This window comes from Streptomyces sp. NPDC003035 (genome assembly GCF_042888285.1).
GTDB lineage: Bacteria > Actinomycetota > Actinomycetes > Streptomycetales > Streptomycetaceae > Streptomyces.
On sequence record NZ_JBIAPJ010000002.1, the window covers coordinates 594,061 to 610,809 of the forward strand.

A 16,749-nucleotide genomic window follows, 5' to 3' on the forward strand; every position below is an offset into this window, starting at 1 on the left:
CTCGGGCCGCGACGTGCGGCGGTTCGGCGGTGAACTCGGGGAGCCCGGGCGGGGGCGAGGCGGGAAGAGGGGACTGGGGCGTGGGCGGCCGGGTGACCGTCAGTGGACCTGCCGCGCCGCCCCGCTGAGCAGGGGTTGCCCGAGAAGCTCGGCGTCGAGGGAGGCCACCGCGATCACATGATGCCTGGTCAGATTCTCCAGCAGCGCGCGCAGCTGGTGTTCCGGCAGCCGGGACCGGGCCGCCAGGTCGAAGGCCGTCACACCGTCGGCCGCGAGCAGCCAGAGGAGTCGGCCGGCGGCGGAGACCCTGACCCGGTTCCCCGTCTCGGGCGAGGCGAGCAGGCAGCTGCCGTCGGCCCGGCTGTCCGTGACCTCGTGGGGCTGAGCGGCGTACCAGAGTGTGTGTGCACCGTCGGAGCCCTCGGCCGGTTCGAAGGTCACGGCTCCGTGGGCGGCGAGCCGTGCCACCACGGATGCGGCCGGTCCGGGCTCGGCGACGTTCTCCCAGAGGTCGGCCACCGCGTGGAACCGCCCGTCGAGCAGCGGATGCCACTCCCGCGGCACCGACAGCAGGGCATCGGCCGACGGTACGTGCAGCAGGATGCCGCGCCCGGTGGCCGACGTCCTGGCACGCACACCGTCCGCGAGCCGCACCCTGGTCGCGGCGCCCACGTCGGGGCGCGGGGCGACGGCTGGGGTCACCCGCCGGGCCGGCAGCTCCGCCTCGGCCTTCGCCCACAGGAACGACCACTCCTCGGCGTCCCCGATCCAGGTGCCGTGGTGGAACGCGGCTCCCGCGACCGCACCGGGTCCGCCGGAGGTGAGGCGGACCGCGTCTTCCTGGGTGAGGCCCTCGGTGACGGTGTAGTCGAGGTCGAACGCCAGGTCCTCGCCCTCGCCGGGGGGAATCAGCTCGACGCCGAACAGATCGGGGCGCTCACCGACCGGCGAGAGCACGTCGAGGATGAACGGCCCGTTGGCGGCCGTGGAGTACGGCACGCCGAACTCCTCCGTGGAGCGACGCAGTGCCTCCGCCGCGAACTCCTGGGTCCGTACGGCCTCCTCCTCCGTCTCGCCGGGAAACCCGGTCATGCAGAAGAGGTGGACGGGCACCTTGTTCCCCAGGAGGGCCTGGAGCGACGGCTCGATGTCGGCGACCTTGGTGCCCTTGCGCATCAGGTCCAGGACACGCTGGTTGTACGACTCGAGGCCGAGGTCGAGACGTCGGCACCCGGAGTCGCGCAGCGCCTTCGCCAGCTCGTCGTCGAGCCCCTTGCTGAACCGGGTCTCCCCGTACCAGGAGAGGTCGTGCCCACCCTCGATCAGCTGCCGTGACACCCCGCGCAGCGACGTGAGGGTCATGATCTCGTCGACGAACATGAAGGTGTCGCTGCCGTACCTGGCGGCGAGAGCGGCCATGTCGTGGACGACCTGGTCGGCGCGCCGGATACGGAACTTGTTGCTGGCGAACGGGATCGAGCAGAAGGCGCAGTCCCAGGCGCAGCTCCGCGAGGCCTGCAGCGGCAGGACGGGGCCGGGCGCGAAGTACCGGTCGAGCGGCAGGCCGTCGAAGTCCGGAGTGGGCAGATCGGAGACGTCGACCATGGCCGCGGGCGTACGCAGGAGCCCACCGCGGCCGTCGCGTTCCAGCAGCCCCGGGACGGCCCGGTCGTCGGCACCGGTGATCCGGTCGCAGAGCGCGGGCAGCGCGTCCTCCCCCTCGTAGGACACGAACGAGTCCACGTACGCGAAGAAGGGGTGCTCCTCCTGCCAGCGGCTCACCATGCGCGTCGTGAGGTTGCCGCCCATGACCACATGGACGTCCGGGCGCCGGCGCTTGACGTGGCGGGCGACGGTGAGGGCCGCGATCAGCTGGGTGTCGGCGGACACCGAGATGCCCACCACCGCCAGGTCGGAGTCTTCCAGTTCCGGTATCGGGCGGTGTTCCAGAGCCCATCCGTATACATTGCGGTCCGCCGACCTGGCCGCTTCGAGGACGGAATCGGAGCGCCGATGCGAGAAGCAGGAGAAGTTACCCCGGAGGTCGAAATTCAAACCGGGAAATGAAGCGGAAACACAGGCGAGCCCATTACGGACGACCGTGGCCGCATCGGTGAATGCGAGCGGGTCCGTGAGAATGTCCCGGGACGTGAGCGCGGCTCTCGCCTCGTCGATGCGGGCCGCCGTGTCACCGAAGACGGCGAGGATCTCCTCGTGCGCGCGCCGCTCGTCGGGGGCCGTCTCGCCCAGGCGGCGCTCGGCCTGCGGAAGCAGCTCTCGCAGTCCGTCGGAGGAGAGCAGCCAGTCCGTCTGCTCGATGCTCAGATCGAGCGATGACACCTGCCAGCCGTGCCGGCGCATGACGGCGGCGAGCAGGGGAACCGCCAGGTGAGGCGCGTAGACGTTCCAGATGGGCGGGTTGACGAGCAGGATTCGAGGCTTCCGCATGTGAGCCCTCGTGAAGGTCCGTTGCTGGATGGGGAGTCGGGCGTGGCCATCAGAACGCGGACGGAACGTGCTTCAGCCGGTCAGGCCGAAGCACGGGTCCACCGGGTCAGCTGTTGCCGGGCTCCTGCAGAAGGGCGTACTTGCTGTTCACGCGGTTCGGGGTGACGGCCTCGACGGAAAGGGCCTCGTCGGCTTCCGCGAGAGCAAGGAGAGCATCGACGTCGTAGTCCTGCGCGGTCTCGTGGTTGAGGTTCATGCGGATCTCCTGTTCCTGATGAATGGTGCCCTGTAAATGGGGTTGCCACGGCCAGCACCCGACTCCCCGGCCGTCCGGCGCGGAGCGAACTTATCTCCATGATCAGAGTTCCACAAGACACTCTTCGCCTTGGCTCCGCACGCCTTTCGGCCATTCATGCCATTCCTTTGCCGGAAACGCAGGATTCAACTCTCGGCTTTATCCATAAAGGGTCGGAAGTAGCCGACTTCGCGCCGGCCGGGGGCTCAGTCGGCGCGCAGGGCGGCGAAGTCCCGCCTGGTCTCGAGCCGCGCAGGGTCCCGGGCGCTCCCGCCTCCCGCCACCCCCATTGCGCTGATCGACATCAACAGATGTAATGCCTGCATGGACATTGGAGCTATTACATCTGCGTGGGTGGCGGGCTGGACCGTCTCCCGAGGCACCCCGCCCGCCGTCGTCGAACCCTGGGGCTACCGGATCGACGTCGGGCTGCCGAAGCACGTCTTCCGGCACGTGCTGCCGGCGCCGGACGCGGTGTCCGTGGGCAAGCTCTGCACGGAGATCACCGAGCCCCACGCCTGGCTGAAGGTGATGGCGGGGCCGGAGGAGGCCGCGGAGTGGATCACCCCGGGATGGACCGTTCCGGACGATCCCGGCTTCATGATGACCAAGACGCTGGACAGGGACGCGCGGCCGCCGGCGCCGGAAGGGTACGCGAGGACGACCGAGACCCGGAACGGGGTGATACGGGTCCGGATCGTGGCCCCGGACGGCACACTCGCCGCCCGGGGCCAGATGGCGCCGACCGGAGTGACGGCGGTCGCCGACCAGATCGAGACCCACCCCGACCACCGCCGCCGCGGCCTCGGCGCCACTGTGATGCGCACCCTCGAAGCGGCGGCCGCGCAGGCGGGTGCGGTGACGGGAGTCCTGGCGGCGACGACGGACGGCCTGGCCCTGTACGACTCCGTGGGCTGGCGCCACGAGGGCCCGCTGACGGGGATCGTCCGGGACGCGTGACGGTCCCTCGCGGTACGGGCACGGAGCCCTGGCCAATCGGATCGGCGGGGGGCATGCTCGGATCCATGGCGATCAGGGGCATGGTGCGCAGAAGGCGGTACGCGGGGCTCTGGGCCGCGTCCGCGGTGCTGATTCCGGTGATGACGGTGGCCGGGTGCGGCGGCCAGGGGGAGCCGCCGCCCCCGGTCACGACCCAGGGCAGCGGCCAGGACGGCAGCGCGAGGCCGACGCCGACCGGAACCGGGGGCGCCCCCCTCCCGCCCGTCCCGACCGGCCCGGACGGGACCGTGAAGAACGACGGGGATCCCCGGCCGCACGAGGTCCTCGTGGAGGTGAACGTCAACGGCGGTCTCGCCGGCGTCCGCAACCAGCTGATCGTCCACCACGACGGCAGCTACACGACCCGCTCCGGCACGAAGCCCCCGCGCACCGGCCGCATGACACCGGCCGAACTGGCCGAACTCCGCGCGGCACTTGAGGACCCGGCCTACGGAAAGGTGCCCGCGCGACCGAGCGGAAAGCCGGTGCAGGACGGGTTCATGTACGTGATCTCGTACGACCACCGGGTCGTCGTCGCCACGGACGGCGAGCGCCCGGCGGCGCTGCAACGCGTCTTCGCGGCCCTGCCCGACGGCGGGCCGCCGACGAGCCCCTGACTCCGCCGACCGCCCGCCCCGTACGGACCTGACGGCACCCGCACCGCGAGGCCCCGTACGGCACGCGCCCGCCCCCGCCCCCGTATGGACGGCCTGACCTCAGCCCGCCCCCGGCAGCCCCTCGCCCGTCGTCGAGATGTCCCTCAACTGCCGGTCCAGGAAGGCCCGTACACGCGCCGGCATGTCCATCGACGCCGGGTCCAGGGCCCACTGGACCTGCAGGCCGTCCATCACGGCCAGCTGTTCCTGTCCGACGGCCAGGCAGTCGATGTCCGCCCGCAGCTCCCCTCCCCGTACCCCCGCCTCCAGCAGGTCGACGGTGTGGCGCAGCACACGCGCGTAGCGCTCCTTGAAGTACTGGTGCGCGGGATGGCCGACGTTGCCGGACTCGCCGACCAGGACGTTGAACATCCTCACGATGCCGGGGCGCCGGGTGTTGTCCTCGACGAGGCGGACGAGGCCCTCCAGGAAGGCGGCGTACGACTGCGCCTCCCGGGCGAAGAGCCGCTCCACATCGTGCTCCTCGCTCTGTGCGAGGACGGACAGCAGGAGGTCCTCCTTGCTGCGGAAGTGGTGCAGCAGGCCGCCCTGGGTGATCCCGCAGTCGTTCGCGATCCGCGCGAGCGAGGAGGCGTGGAAGCCCCACTGCCCGAAGTGGTCGACGGCGGTGTCCAGGATCTTCCGGCGGCGCGCGTCCCCTACCGCGTAACTGCCCCTGCCTGCGCTCGTGCGGGTCGTACGGCCCTTGTTCTCCGGCATGGGAGCCACCCTAAGCCGTGCCCGAAATGACCCTTACGTCATGTGACTCAGGACACATTCCGGAAACCTACCAGTCACTCGGTTTTCACCTCTAGCCTGTGGGCGCCAAGGCCGGCGTCGCTGTCGGCCCGTGATCGATGGAGTCCCCCTATGGCCATCACCCACGACCCGGCGGACGCCACCGGCGCCGCCGCCGAGGTCACCGCCCCCGACCGGCCCGAGGCCCCCGCTCCCCCCGCGAACGCCCCCGGCACGCTGGTTCTCGGCCTCGCCTTCGCCCAGCTGGGGCTGATGGTCGCCGTGCTCACGCCGGTGATGGTCACCCTCGCCCTGCGCGTCGCCCAGATCGTCCCGGAGGCCGAGCGGGGCGCCGCCCTCGGCAAGGTGCTCTCCCTCGGCGCGATCCTCGCCCTGATCGGCAACCCGGTCTTCGGCGCCCTGTCGGACCGTACGACCAGCAGGTACGGGCGTCGCCGGCCGTGGCTGATCGGCGGCATGACCGTCGGTCTGGCCGGACTCGCGATCGTCGCCACGGGCAGCGGCGTGCCGGCCCTGATGCTCGGCTGGGCCGTCGCCCAGCTCGGCTGCAACGCCGCGATGGCCGCCCTGGTCTCCTGCATCCCGGACCTCGTCCCGCCGCACCAGCAGGCCCGGGTCTCCGGCGTCGTCGGCATGATGACCTCGATCGCGCTGGTCCTCGGCTCGTTCCTCGCCGACGCCTTCCGCTCCTCGATCGCCCTGGCCTTCCTCGTGCCCGCCGTCATCGGCCTGGCGTCCGTGGTCGTCCTCTCCACGGTGATGAAGGACCGCCCCGCCACGGCCGGCACCTTCGCCCCGTACAGCGTCCGCGAGTTCCTGCGCAGCTTCTGGGTCTCCCCGCGCCGGCACCCCGACTTCGCCTGGAACTTCGCCGGCCGCTTCCTGGTCTTCGTCGGCATCTCCTGCGTGACCAGCTACCAGGTGTACTTCCTGATGGACCGCCTCGGTTACGGCCAGGACGAGGTCTCGGGCAAGCTCCTGACCGGCACGGTCGCCATGGTCGTCGCCGTCGTCGCGGGCTCGCTGCTCGGCGGCTTCCTCTCCGACGGCTCCGGCCGCCGCAAGCCGTACGTCCTGGCCTCGTCCGTCGTCATCGGCGCCGGCCTGGCGCTCATCGCCACCGCGCACTCCTTCGGGATGTTCGTCCTCGCCCTGGTGGTCTTCGGCTTCGGCGAGGGGCTGTACCTCTCCGTGGACGTGGCCCTCGCCGCGGCCGTGCTCCCCAACCCGGAGGAGTCCGCCAAGGACATGGGCGTCCTGAACATCGGCAACGCGCTGCCCCAGTCGCTCGTGCCGATCGCGGCGCCCGCCCTGCTCGCGATCGGGGGCGGCGGGAACTACAGCGCGCTCTTCCTCTTCGGCGGTGTGGCCTGCGTCCTCGGCGCGGTCGCCGTCCAGTTCATCCGCTCGGTCAAGTAGTCCTCAGGAGCCCGGACATGCACCCGTACCAGGACCCCACCCGTCCCGTCGCCGAACGCGTCGAGGACCTCCTCTCCCGGATGACACTGGAGGAGAAGGCCGGCCAGCTCTTCCACTCCATGCTGATGATGAACCCGGACGGCACCCCGGTGACCGAGACGGACGGCTCGATGCTGCCGCTCACCACCCCGGAGCTGATCGAGGGCCGCCACCTCACCCACTTCAATCTGCTGGGCACCTACGGCGCCCGCGAGATGGCCCGGTGGCACAACGCGGTCCAGGAGATGGCCGCCGCCACCCGGCTCGGCATCCCGGTCTCGCTCTCCACCGACCCGCGCCACGCCTTCACCGACAACATCGGCGCCTCCTTCAACGCCGGCGCCTTCTCCGCCTGGCCGGAGGCGCTGGGGCTCGCCGCCGTCGGCGACCCGGAGCTGGTGTTCCGCTTCGCCGACACCGTGCGCCGCGAGTACCTCGCGGTCGGCTTCCGTACGGCTCTCCACCCACAGATCGATCTGGCCACCGAGCCGCGCTGGGCCCGCCAGTCCGGCACCTTCGGCTCGGACGCCCAACTGACCGGCGAGCTCGTCCGGGCGTACGTACGCGGCCTGCAGGGCGAGGAGCTCGGGCCCGATTCGGTGGCGGCCATGGTCAAGCACTTCCCCGGCGGCGGTCCGCAGAAGGACGGCGAGGACCCGCACTTCCCGCACGGCAAGGAGCAGATCTACCCGGGCGGGATGCGCGACCACCACCTGGAGCCCTTCAAGGCCGCCATCGCCGCCGGCTGCTCGCAGATGATGCCGTACTACGGCCAGCCGGTCGGCACCGACTGGGAGGAGGTCGGCTTCGGCTTCAACAGGGGTGTGATCACCGGTCTGCTGAGGGAGGAGCTGGGCTTCACCGGAATCGTCTGCACCGACTGGGGGCTCCTCACGGACGCGGTGATCTTCGGCGAGAAGCACGAGGCGCGGGCGTGGGGCGTGGAGCACCTGAGCGTCGCCGAGCGCGCGGCGAAGGCGCTGGAGGCGGGCTCGGACCAGTTCGGCGGCGAGCAGTGCCCCGAGGTGATCGTGGAGCTGGTCGAATCCGGCCGGATCCCCGAGGCCCGCGTCGACGACTCCGTACGCCGGTTGCTGCGCGAGAAGTTCGTCCTCGGGCTCTTCGACGACCGTCGGTACGTCGATCCGGAGGAGGCGGCCGAGACGGTCGGCCGCGCGGACTTCACGGCGGCGGGCGCCGCGGCCCAGCGCCGCTCGCTCACGGTCCTCACCGACGGACCGCTGCCACTGGGCGGCAGGCCGAAACTGTACGTCGAGAACGTCGACGCGGCCGTGGCGGCGGCGTACGGGGACGTGGTGACGACGCCGGCCGAGGCGGACCTCGCCGTGCTGCGGCTGCGCACCCCGTACGAGGAGCGGCCGAACCGCTTCGAGTCCTTCTTCCACTCCGGCTCCCTCGCCTTCCCGGAGCCCGAACTGACGCGGATCCTCGCGCTCCTCGCGACGGTTCCGACGGTGGTCTGCGTCAACCTGGAGCGGCCGGCCGTCCTCCCGGAGATCGCCGAGCACGCGGCGGCGCTGATCGCCGACTACGGCGCGAGCGACGAGGCGCTGCTCGACGTGGCCTTCGGGCGGGCGAAGGCGGAGGGGAGGCTTCCCTTCGAACTGCCGCGCTCGATGGCGGCGGTGGCGGCGGCCCGCCCGGACGTCCCGAACGACACCGAGAACCCGGTGTTCGCGCACGGCCACGGCCTGAAGATCTGACCAGACCGAAGGCCGGCCGGACCGAGGCCGCGCCCCGACGCACGGGGCGGCACCGCGACACCCTGCCGCACTCCCACACCCGGGCCGCGCCCGGAATCCCGGGGGACGCACCCGACACCCGGGCCGCGCCCGGAATCCCGGGGGACGCACCCGACACCCGGGCCGCGTCCGGAATCCCGGGGGACGCACCCGACACCCGGGCCGCGTCCCGATCCCGGGAACCGCGCCCGGACGCCCCGGCGCCGAGCCCCGCCACCCGGGCCGCGTCCCGACGCCGGGGCCGTGACAGCCCCGGCACCCATGGACCGCGGGGTACCTGAACGACCCCGCGCCGCGATCCGGGGCCCTCCCCCTCGGGCTTCCCCCTGGGGGGACCCCCAGAGGGGGCCGGCCCCGGATCGCCCTTCCCCCCGTCTCACCTTCCTGTCATGCACCTGAAGGGATCTCTCCCATGCGCAGACTCCTCGCGCTCTCCGCGGCGGCCGCCGTCCTCGCCGGCGTGGGCGCCACCGCCTACGCCGTGCCGTCCGCCGAGCCCACCGCCTCCACCGGCCCCGCCGCGCAGCCGCTCGCCGGCCTCCGCGTCCTGATCTCCAACGACGACTCCATGCGGGCCGCGAAGGCGAACAACTCGGACGGCCTCGGGCTGTACGAGCTGCGCCGCGCGATGTGCGCCGCGGGCGCCGACGTCGTGGTCATGGCCCCCTGGCAGGTCCAGTCCGGCAAGGGCACGGCCGTCACCAACGGCGGTGTCGTCACCGCCCAGCGCCGCACCGCGCTGCCCGCCGGTTACGAGAACGACTGCGCGACCGCCCCGGCGAAGGGCGCCGTCTTCGGCGTGTGTCTCGCCGACGGCACGTGCGCCGCGGACGCCCCGAGCGCCACCCCCGCCGACACGGTCAAGCTCGCCCTGCGCGGCGGTCTCAAGGCCAAGGTGGGCTGGGAAGGCGCCCCGGACCTCGTGCTCACCGGCATCAACTCGGGCCCGAACATCGCCGCGAGCGTCAACGACTCCGGCACGGTCGGCGCGGCCGTCGCCGCGATCGACCAGGGCGTGCCGGCCCTCGCCTTCTCCTCCTCCGGGGACGCGAGCAACGCCTCCTTCCCGCGGGCGAACTACCGCGCCCACGCGGAATTCGGCGCCCGCCTCGTCGCCGGGCTCGCCGAGCGGGGCCTGCTGACCCCGAAGTTCGCCCTCAAGGTCGACTACCCGGACGTCAGCGCCGGGCAGCGGGCCAAGGCTCCGGTGTGGACCCGGGTCGGCGACGGCGCGGTGGTCTACCACGCCTTCGAGCAGCGCGGCACGAGCGATTCCTTCGACATCGCGCTCGGCCTGTGCCCGTTCGACGGCAGCGGCGAGGGCGAGTGCGCGGAGTCCCGTGCGGACGCCGACTCCACCTGGCTGCTCGACAAGGGCCATGTGACGATCGCTCCGATCACCTGGGACCGTACGTACGGGACGCCCGTCGACGGCCACCGCGAGCTGCGGCAGATCGAGCGCTACGTGCGACACGAGGCGCCCCGCCCGTAACCCCGCCCCAACCACGCCCGTAACCGCCCCCGTCGGCGCGCCCGCCATCCCGTAACCCCGTAACCCGTAACTCCGCACGCGAACCGCGCACGCATCCCCGTCCCCCGGGTACTCGTTTGTCCCGGCCACCCCCGCCCGGCGAGGATGGCCGGGACAGACCGTCTGCCGAGACCGGGAGTGAGTGAACATGTCCAGCCCCGTCACGCTCGACCGCCGCGAGGGTCCCCACGGCGAAGTCGTCCTGCGCCGACGCGACGAGCACTTCGAAATCATCTCCAACGGCACCTTCCTGATGGACACCTCGGACGGTCGCTCCGAACGGCTTCTGGTCGACGCGGCGATGGACGCCCTCGGCGGACGCGTCGCCGCCTCCCTGCTGATCGGCGGCCTCGGCGTCGGTTTCTCCCTCGCCCACGCCTCCGCCGACCCCCGCTGGGGCCGGATCGCGGTCGTCGAGCGCGAGCAGGCGATCATCGACTGGCATCGCGAAGGACCGCTGGCCGCGATCTCCGGGACGGCGCTGGCCGATCCGCGCAACGTGATCCTGCACACGGACCTGATCGAGTACGTCCACACCTCCACCGACACCTACGACGCGCTCTGCCTCGACATCGACAACGGACCCGACTGGACCGTGACCGAGGGCAACCAAAGCCTGTACTCCGCCGAGGGATTGGCGGCCTGCGCGGCCCGGCTGAACCCCGGCGGGATCCTCGCCGTGTGGTCCGCGCAACCGTCCGCCGATTTCGAATCGTCCTTGCGGAATGCCGGATTCAGCGGGGTACGGTCGGAAGAGATCCCGGTTGCCCGGGGCGTCCCGGACGTGGTGCACCTCGGCATCAGGCCTGCGTAGCCGGGATGCGGCCGGTGCCTCTAGGCTGCTGGCCGACACCAGCGATGCGAGGCGGGGCAATGGAGCAGACACACACCACTCACCACGGTGCGGCGCCCACTCCGGGCGCGCAGCGGCGGGTGCTGGTCGTCGAGGACGACACGACGATCGTGGATGCGATCTCCGCGAGGCTGCGGGCTGAGGGGTTTCTCGTCCAGACGGCGACGGACGGACCCGCCGCGGTCGACGCGGCCGAGGCGTGGCAGCCGGACCTGATGGTGCTCGACGTGATGCTGCCGGGGTTCGACGGTCTGGAGGTGTGCCGCCGGGTCCAGGCCCAGCGGCCGGTCCCGGTCCTGATGCTCACGGCACGGGACGACGAGACCGACATGCTGGTCGGTCTCGGCGTCGGCGCCGACGACTACATGACCAAGCCGTTCTCGATGCGTGAGCTGGCCGCCCGGGTGCACGTGCTGCTGCGCCGGGTGGAGCGGGCCGCGCTGGCGGCCGTGACGCCGCGCAGCGGCATCCTGCGGCTCGGCGAGCTGGAGATCGACCACGCGCAGCGCCGGGTCCGCGTCAGGGCCGAGGACGTGCACCTGACGCCGACCGAGTTCGACCTGCTGGTCTGCCTGGCGAACACCCCGCGTGCGGTCCTCTCCCGCGAGCAGCTGCTGGCGGAGGTCTGGGACTGGGCGGACGCCTCGGGCACCCGGACCGTGGACAGCCACATCAAGGCGCTGCGCCGGAAGATCGGGGCGGAGCGGATCCGTACGGTCCATGGCGTCGGCTACGCGCTGGAGACCCCGGCGCCATGAGCCGACGGGGGCCGCGCCCCGAGCGCCGCGGCAGGCGCCGGATCCTCATCTCGATCAAGACCAAGCTGGGCGCGCTGGTCGTCGGGGCGGTCCTGCTCACCTCGGCGCTGGCCCTGGTGGCGATCCGCACATCCACGGAGTTCCGCTACATCACGATCTTCGCGATGATCGCGACCCTCCTGATCACCCAGTTCGTGGCGCAGTCCCTGACCGCGCCGCTGGACGAGATGACCACCGTGGCCGGGACGATCTCGCGCGGCGACTTCAGCCGGCGGGTGCGTGGCGCGGACCGCCGTGACGAGCTCGGCGACCTCGCCTCGACGATCAACCGCATGGCGGACGATCTGGAGGCCGTCGACCGGCACCGCAAGGAGCTGGTCGCCAACGTCTCGCACGAGCTGCGTACCCCCATCGCCGCGCTCCGCGCGGTCCTGGAGAACGTGGTGGACGGGGTCTCCGAGGCCGATCCCGAGACGATGCGGACGGCGCTGAAGCAGTCCGAGCGGCTGGGCCGGCTGGTGGAGACGCTGCTCGACCTGTCACGTCTCGACAACGGTGTCGTCACGCTGAAGGCACGACGCTTCGAGGTCTGGCCGTATCTCTCGGGGGTGCTCCGGGAGGCCAATCTGGCCGCGTCCCAGCGCGGCCTGTCGTCCACGTCGGGGCTGCACAACCGTACGGACGTCCATCTGCACCTCGATGTGTCCCCGCCCGAGCTGACCGCGCACGCGGACGCGGAGCGGCTGCACCAGGTGATGGCGAACCTCATCGACAACGCCGTGAAGCACTCGCCGCCGCACGGCCGGGTGACCGTACGGGCCCGGCGCGGGCCCTGGCCGGACTCGCTGGCGCTGGAGGTCGAGGACGAGGGCCCCGGCATCCCGGAGGCGCTGCGTCACACGGTCTTCGAGCGGTTCAACCGCGGCCAGGTGCCGGCGCAGGCCGGCCCGGGCAGTGACGGCGGCACGGGGCTCGGTCTCGCGATCGCCCGCTGGGCGGTCGATCTGCACGGCGGGGAGATCGGAGTGGCCGAATCGTCACGCGGCTGCCGGATCCAGGTCACTCTTCCGGGAAGCATTCCGGCGCGGGGTTGACGTAGGGTCGAACCGGAAGCGCATGTTCTGCGTGCAGGTGAACAGAACATGGTCGAGGTTGTCTCCCGGGACGGGTGGCCGCCGCGCTCTCGCCTACCCGCGAGAGGGCAGAACCACGCTTGTTTCCCGCCATTCCCTGCCCCGAAACACCGTGTCAAGTGTGACTTGCGCGACGTTGGAGCGCCCGGCCTGCACCTCTCGGCCAGGGAGGCGTAGCCTTTATTTCCGCTGTCCATCACCTTGTGAAGCGGAAGAGGGCGGTTACCGCCGTGTCGTCTCAGTCCCCCAGTAACTCGAGCATCTCCACCGACCAAGACGGGCAGGGTCAGAACCCTGCAACCGCCTTCGGCGCCAATGAGTGGCTCGTCGACGAGATCTACCAGCAGTACCTCCAGGACCCGAATTCGGTCGATCGTGCCTGGTGGGACTTCTTCGCCGACTACAAGCCCGGCTCGACGGAGGCTCCCGCCGCCGCGCCGCAGGTGAGCCCCGCACAGGCTGCACCTGCTGCTCCGGCCGCCACCGCGCCCGCCGCTCCGGCGCCCGTCGCGCCCGCCCCTGCCGCCGCTCCGGCTCCGGCACCGGCGAAGCCCGCCGCGGCCGCCCCGGCCGCCGCTCCGGCTCCGGCGAAGCCCGCGCCCGCCGCCCAGGCGCCCGCGGCCCCCGCCAAGCCGGCCGCCGAGGCCCCCGCGCCCACCGGCCCCGAGCTGATCACGCTGCGCGGCCCGTCCGCCGCCGTCGCGAAGAACATGAACGCCTCGCTGGAGGTGCCGACGGCCACGTCCGTACGCGCCGTCCCGGTGAAGCTGCTCTTCGACAACCGGATCGTGATCAACAACCACCTGAAGCGCGCCCGGGGCGGGAAGATCTCCTTCACGCACCTCATCGGGTACGCGATGGTGCAGGCGATCAAGGCCATGCCGTCGATGAACTACTCCTTCGCGGAGAAGGACGGCAAGCCGACCCTGGTCAAGCCGGAGCACGTGAACTTCGGCCTCGCGATCGACCTGGTGAAGCCCAACGGCGACCGCCAGCTCGTCGTCGCCGGCATCAAGAAGGCCGAGACCCTGAACTTCTTCGAGTTCTGGCAGGCCTACGAGGACATCGTCAAGCGCGCCCGCGTCGGCAAGCTGACGATGGAGGACTTCACCGGCGTCACGGTCTCGCTGACCAACCCCGGCGGCCTCGGCACCGTCCACTCCGTGCCGCGTCTGATGCCCGGACAGTCCGTCATCATGGGCGTCGGCTCGATGGACTACCCCGCCGAGTTCCAGGGCACCTCCCAGGACACCCTGAACAAGCTGGGCATCTCCAAGGTCATGACCCTGACCTCGACGTACGACCACCGCGTCATCCAGGGTGCCGCCTCCGGCGAGTTCCTGCGCGTCGTCGCGAACTACCTCCTCGGCGAGGAGGGCTTCTACGACGAGATCTTCAAGGCCCTGCGCATCCCCTACGAGCCGGTCCGCTGGCTCAAGGACATCGACGCCTCGCACGACGACGACGTCACCAAGGCCGCGCGGGTCTTCGAGCTGATCCACTCCTACCGGGTCCGCGGCCACGTCATGGCCGACACCGACCCGCTGGAGTACCGCCAGCGCAAGCACCCCGACCTGGACATCACCGAGCACGGCCTCACCCTGTGGGACCTGGAGCGGGAGTTCGCGGTCGGCGGCTTCGCCGGCAAGTCGATGATGAAGCTCCGCGACATCCTCGGCGTGCTCCGCGACTCGTACTGCCGCACCACCGGCGTCGAGTTCATGCACATCCAGGACCCGAAGCAGCGCAAGTGGATCCAGGACCGCGTCGAGCGCTCGCACTCCAAGCCGGAGCGCGAGGAGCAGCTGCGGATCCTGCGCCGCCTGAACGCGGCCGAGGCGTTCGAGACCTTCCTGCAGACCAAGTACGTCGGTCAGAAGCGGTTCTCGCTGGAGGGCGGCGAGTCCGTCATCCCGCTGCTCGACGCGGTCATCGACTCCGCCGCCGAGTCCCGCCTGGACGAGGTCGTCATCGGTATGGCCCACCGCGGCCGGCTGAACGTCCTCGCCAACATCGTGGGCAAGTCGTACGCGCAGATCTTCCGCGAGTTCGAGGGCAACCTCGACCCGAAGTCGATGCACGGCTCCGGCGACGTGAAGTACCACCTGGGCGCCGAGGGCACCTTCACCGGCCTGGACGGCGAGCAGATCAAGGTCTCGCTCACCGCCAACCCCTCGCACCTGGAGGCGGTCGACCCGGTCCTGGAGGGTGTCGTCCGCGCCAAGCAGGACGTCATCAACAAGGGCGGCACGGACTTCACCGTCCTGCCGGTCGCCCTGCACGGTGACGCGGCCTTCGCCGGCCAGGGTGTCGTCGCCGAGACGCTGAACATGTCGCAGCTGCGCGGCTACCGCACCGGCGGCACGGTCCACATCGTCATCAACAACCAGGTCGGCTTCACCGCCGCCCCGGAGTCCTCGCGTTCCTCGATGTACGCGACCGACGTGGCCCGCATGATCGAGGCGCCGATCTTCCACGTGAACGGCGACGACCCGGAGGCCGTGGTCCGCGTCGCGCGGCTCGCCTTCGAGTTCCGCCAGACGTTCAACAAGGACGTCGTGATCGACCTCATCTGCTACCGCCGCCGCGGTCACAACGAGGGCGACAACCCGCAGTTCACCAACCCGCAGATGTACAACCTGATCGACAAGAAGCGTTCGGTGCGCAAGCTGTACACCGAGTCGCTGATCGGTCGCGGCGACATCACGCTGGAAGAGGCGGAGCAGGCGCTCCAGGACTTCCAGGGCCAGCTGGAGAAGGTCTTCGCGGAGGTCCGCGAGGCCACTTCGGCGCCGGCTCCGGCGCACAGCCCGGAACCGCAGCCCGAGTTCCCGGTCGCCGTCTCCACCGCGGTCTCCCAGGAGGTCGTGAAGCGGATCGCCGAGTCGCAGGTCAACATCCCCGAGCGGATCACGGTCCACCCGCGTCTGATGCCGCAGATGCAGCGCCGCGCCGCCTCCATCGACGACGGCACCATCGACTGGGGCTTCGGCGAGACCCTCGCCATCGGCTCGCTGCTGATGGAGGGCACCCCGGTCCGGTTGTCCGGCCAGGACTCCCGCCGCGGCACCTTCGGTCAGCGGCACGCGGTCCTGGTGGACCAGGAGACCGGCGAGGACTACACCCCGCTGCTCTACCTGGCCGAGGATCAGGCCCACTACAACGTCTACGACTCGCTGCTCAGCGAGTACGCGGCGATGGGCTTCGAGTACGGCTACTCGCTGGCCCGTCCGGACTCCCTGGTCATCTGGGAGGCCCAGTTCGGTGACTTCGTCAACGGCGCGCAGACCGTCGTCGACGAGTTCATCTCCTCGGCCGAGCAGAAGTGGGGCCAGACCTCCGGCGTCACGCTGCTCCTGCCGCACGGCTACGAGGGCCAGGGCCCGGACCACTCGTCCGCGCGCCCGGAGCGCTTCCTCCAGATGTGCGCCCAGGACAACATGACGGTCGCGATGCCGACCCTGCCGTCGAACTACTTCCACCTGCTGCGCTGGCAGGTCCACAACCCGCACCACAAGCCGCTCATCGTCTTCACCCCGAAGTCGATGCTGCGTCTGAAGGCCGCGGCGTCGAAGGTGGAGGAGTTCACCACCGGCGGCTTCCGCCCGGTGATCGGCGACGCTTCGGTGAACGCCGCCGACGTCCGCAAGGTCGTCTTCTGCTCCGGCAAGGTCTACTACGACCTGGAGGCCGAGCGGCAGAAGCGCGGCACGACGGACACGGCGATCATCCGTCTGGAGCGCCTGTACCCGCTGCCGGGTGCCGAGCTCCAGGCCGAGATCGCCAAGTACCCGAACGCCGAGAAGTACCTGTGGGCGCAGGAGGAGCCGGCGAACCAGGGTGCGTGGCCGTTCATCGCGCTCAACCTGATCGACCACCTGGACCTGGCGGTCGGCGCCGACATCCCGCACGGCGAGCGCCTGCGCCGGATCTCGCGTCCGCACTCCTCGTCCCCGGCGGTCGGCTCGGCCAAGCGTCACCAGGCCGAGCAGCAGCAGCTGGTCAACGAGGTCTTCGAGGCCTGATCCGCTGTTCCGGTACGCACGGAGGCCCGGCACCCCGCGAGGGGTGCCGGGCCTCCGGCGTTTCTCCCGGG

General features: G+C 71.1%; 12 protein-coding genes. 9 read left to right on the forward strand and 3 right to left on the reverse strand.

Annotated features, from left to right (window positions below; all coding sequences use genetic code 11):
- Nucleotides 1-99: 99 nt before the first annotated feature.
- Both ACFYV5_RS08835 and ACFYV5_RS08840 read right to left on the reverse strand, forming a co-directional pair.
- Entirely contained in the window at nt 100-2,448 is a 2,349-nt protein-coding gene (locus ACFYV5_RS08835; protein WP_389166028.1) for a B12-binding domain-containing radical SAM protein, read from the reverse strand.
- Nucleotides 2,449-2,554: 106 nt separating this feature from the next.
- Nucleotides 2,555-2,704 carry a hypothetical protein gene (locus tag ACFYV5_RS08840; RefSeq protein ID WP_389166031.1) on the reverse strand — a complete coding sequence of 50 codons (150 nt, stop codon included), beginning with the start codon at nt 2,702-2,704 and terminating at the stop codon, nt 2,555-2,557.
- A gap of 363 nt (nt 2,705-3,067) precedes the next feature.
- Between ACFYV5_RS08840 and ACFYV5_RS08845 the strand changes: the two genes are divergently transcribed.
- Together ACFYV5_RS08845 and ACFYV5_RS08850 are read left to right on the forward strand one after the other, a co-directional pair.
- Nucleotides 3,068-3,703 carry a GNAT family N-acetyltransferase gene (locus tag ACFYV5_RS08845; RefSeq protein WP_389166033.1) on the forward strand — a complete coding sequence of 212 codons (636 nt, stop codon included), beginning with the start codon at nt 3,068-3,070 and terminating at the stop codon, nt 3,701-3,703.
- 65 nt (nt 3,704-3,768) lie between these two features.
- Complete coding sequence (locus tag ACFYV5_RS08850; RefSeq protein WP_389166036.1) at nt 3,769-4,359, forward strand: hypothetical protein; 591 nt, start codon at nt 3,769-3,771, stop codon at nt 4,357-4,359.
- A gap of 99 nt (nt 4,360-4,458) precedes the next feature.
- On the opposite strand, the gene ACFYV5_RS08855 is transcribed toward ACFYV5_RS08850, so the two are convergent.
- Nucleotides 4,459-5,118, reverse strand: a complete 660-nt coding sequence (locus ACFYV5_RS08855; RefSeq protein ID WP_389166039.1) for a TetR/AcrR family transcriptional regulator — start codon at nt 5,116-5,118, stop codon at nt 4,459-4,461.
- A gap of 150 nt (nt 5,119-5,268) precedes the next feature.
- Here ACFYV5_RS08855 and ACFYV5_RS08860 point away from each other — a divergent pair, with 150 nt between their 5' ends.
- The 7 genes from ACFYV5_RS08860 to ACFYV5_RS08890 all read left to right on the forward strand — a co-directional run bounded on the left by ACFYV5_RS08860 (nt 5,269) and on the right by ACFYV5_RS08890 (nt 16,678).
- On the forward strand, nt 5,269-6,576 hold the full coding sequence (locus tag ACFYV5_RS08860; RefSeq protein ID WP_389166042.1) for an MFS transporter: 1,308 nt from the start codon (nt 5,269-5,271) through the stop codon (nt 6,574-6,576).
- A gap of 17 nt (nt 6,577-6,593) precedes the next feature.
- Nucleotides 6,594-8,339, forward strand: a complete 1,746-nt coding sequence (locus tag ACFYV5_RS08865) for a glycoside hydrolase family 3 N-terminal domain-containing protein (protein WP_355108120.1) — start codon at nt 6,594-6,596, stop codon at nt 8,337-8,339.
- A 451-nt stretch (nt 8,340-8,790) separates the two neighbouring features.
- Entirely contained in the window at nt 8,791-9,870 is a 1,080-nt protein-coding gene (surE, locus tag ACFYV5_RS08870) for a 5'/3'-nucleotidase SurE (protein WP_389166047.1), read from the forward strand.
- A gap of 187 nt (nt 9,871-10,057) precedes the next feature.
- The gene (locus ACFYV5_RS08875; RefSeq protein WP_355108124.1) at nt 10,058-10,723 is read left to right on the forward strand and encodes a spermidine synthase; all 666 of its coding nucleotides are present in this window, start codon (nt 10,058-10,060) and stop codon (nt 10,721-10,723) included.
- Nucleotides 10,724-10,782: 59 nt separating this feature from the next.
- On the forward strand, nt 10,783-11,520 hold the full coding sequence (locus ACFYV5_RS08880; protein WP_137993380.1) for a response regulator transcription factor: 738 nt from the start codon (nt 10,783-10,785) through the stop codon (nt 11,518-11,520).
- A complete protein-coding gene (locus ACFYV5_RS08885; RefSeq protein ID WP_355108126.1) occupies nt 11,517-12,614 on the forward strand; it encodes a HAMP domain-containing sensor histidine kinase in 1,098 nt (365 codons plus the stop codon). The genes ACFYV5_RS08880 and ACFYV5_RS08885 overlap by 4 nt, the downstream gene beginning before the upstream one ends.
- A gap of 269 nt (nt 12,615-12,883) precedes the next feature.
- Nucleotides 12,884-16,678: a multifunctional oxoglutarate decarboxylase/oxoglutarate dehydrogenase thiamine pyrophosphate-binding subunit/dihydrolipoyllysine-residue succinyltransferase subunit gene (locus ACFYV5_RS08890; protein WP_355108128.1), complete on the forward strand. Its 3,795-nt coding sequence runs from the start codon at nt 12,884-12,886 to the stop codon at nt 16,676-16,678.
- Nucleotides 16,679-16,749: the final 71 nt, after the last annotated feature.

Excerpts from the sequence above, each read along its gene's own strand:
- ACFYV5_RS08840 (WP_389166031.1), bottom strand. The coding sequence starts at position 2,704 with ATGAACCTCAACCACGAGACCGCGCAGGACTACGACGTCGATGCTCTC.
- surE (WP_389166047.1), top strand. The coding sequence starts at position 8,791 with ATGCGCAGACTCCTCGCGCTCTCCGCGGCGGCCGCCGTCCTCGCCGGC.
- ACFYV5_RS08850 (WP_389166036.1), top strand. The coding sequence starts at position 3,769 with ATGGCGATCAGGGGCATGGTGCGCAGAAGGCGGTACGCGGGGCTCTGG.
- ACFYV5_RS08865 (WP_355108120.1), top strand. The coding sequence starts at position 6,594 with ATGCACCCGTACCAGGACCCCACCCGTCCCGTCGCCGAACGCGTCGAG.
- ACFYV5_RS08860 (WP_389166042.1), top strand. The coding sequence starts at position 5,269 with ATGGCCATCACCCACGACCCGGCGGACGCCACCGGCGCCGCCGCCGAG.
- ACFYV5_RS08845 (WP_389166033.1), top strand. The coding sequence starts at position 3,068 with ATGGACATTGGAGCTATTACATCTGCGTGGGTGGCGGGCTGGACCGTC.
- ACFYV5_RS08835 (WP_389166028.1), bottom strand. The coding sequence starts at position 2,448 with ATGCGGAAGCCTCGAATCCTGCTCGTCAACCCGCCCATCTGGAACGTC.
- ACFYV5_RS08885 (WP_355108126.1), top strand. The coding sequence starts at position 11,517 with ATGAGCCGACGGGGGCCGCGCCCCGAGCGCCGCGGCAGGCGCCGGATC.
- ACFYV5_RS08855 (WP_389166039.1), bottom strand. The coding sequence starts at position 5,118 with ATGCCGGAGAACAAGGGCCGTACGACCCGCACGAGCGCAGGCAGGGGC.
- ACFYV5_RS08880 (WP_137993380.1), top strand. The coding sequence starts at position 10,783 with ATGGAGCAGACACACACCACTCACCACGGTGCGGCGCCCACTCCGGGC.
- ACFYV5_RS08875 (WP_355108124.1), top strand. The coding sequence starts at position 10,058 with ATGTCCAGCCCCGTCACGCTCGACCGCCGCGAGGGTCCCCACGGCGAA.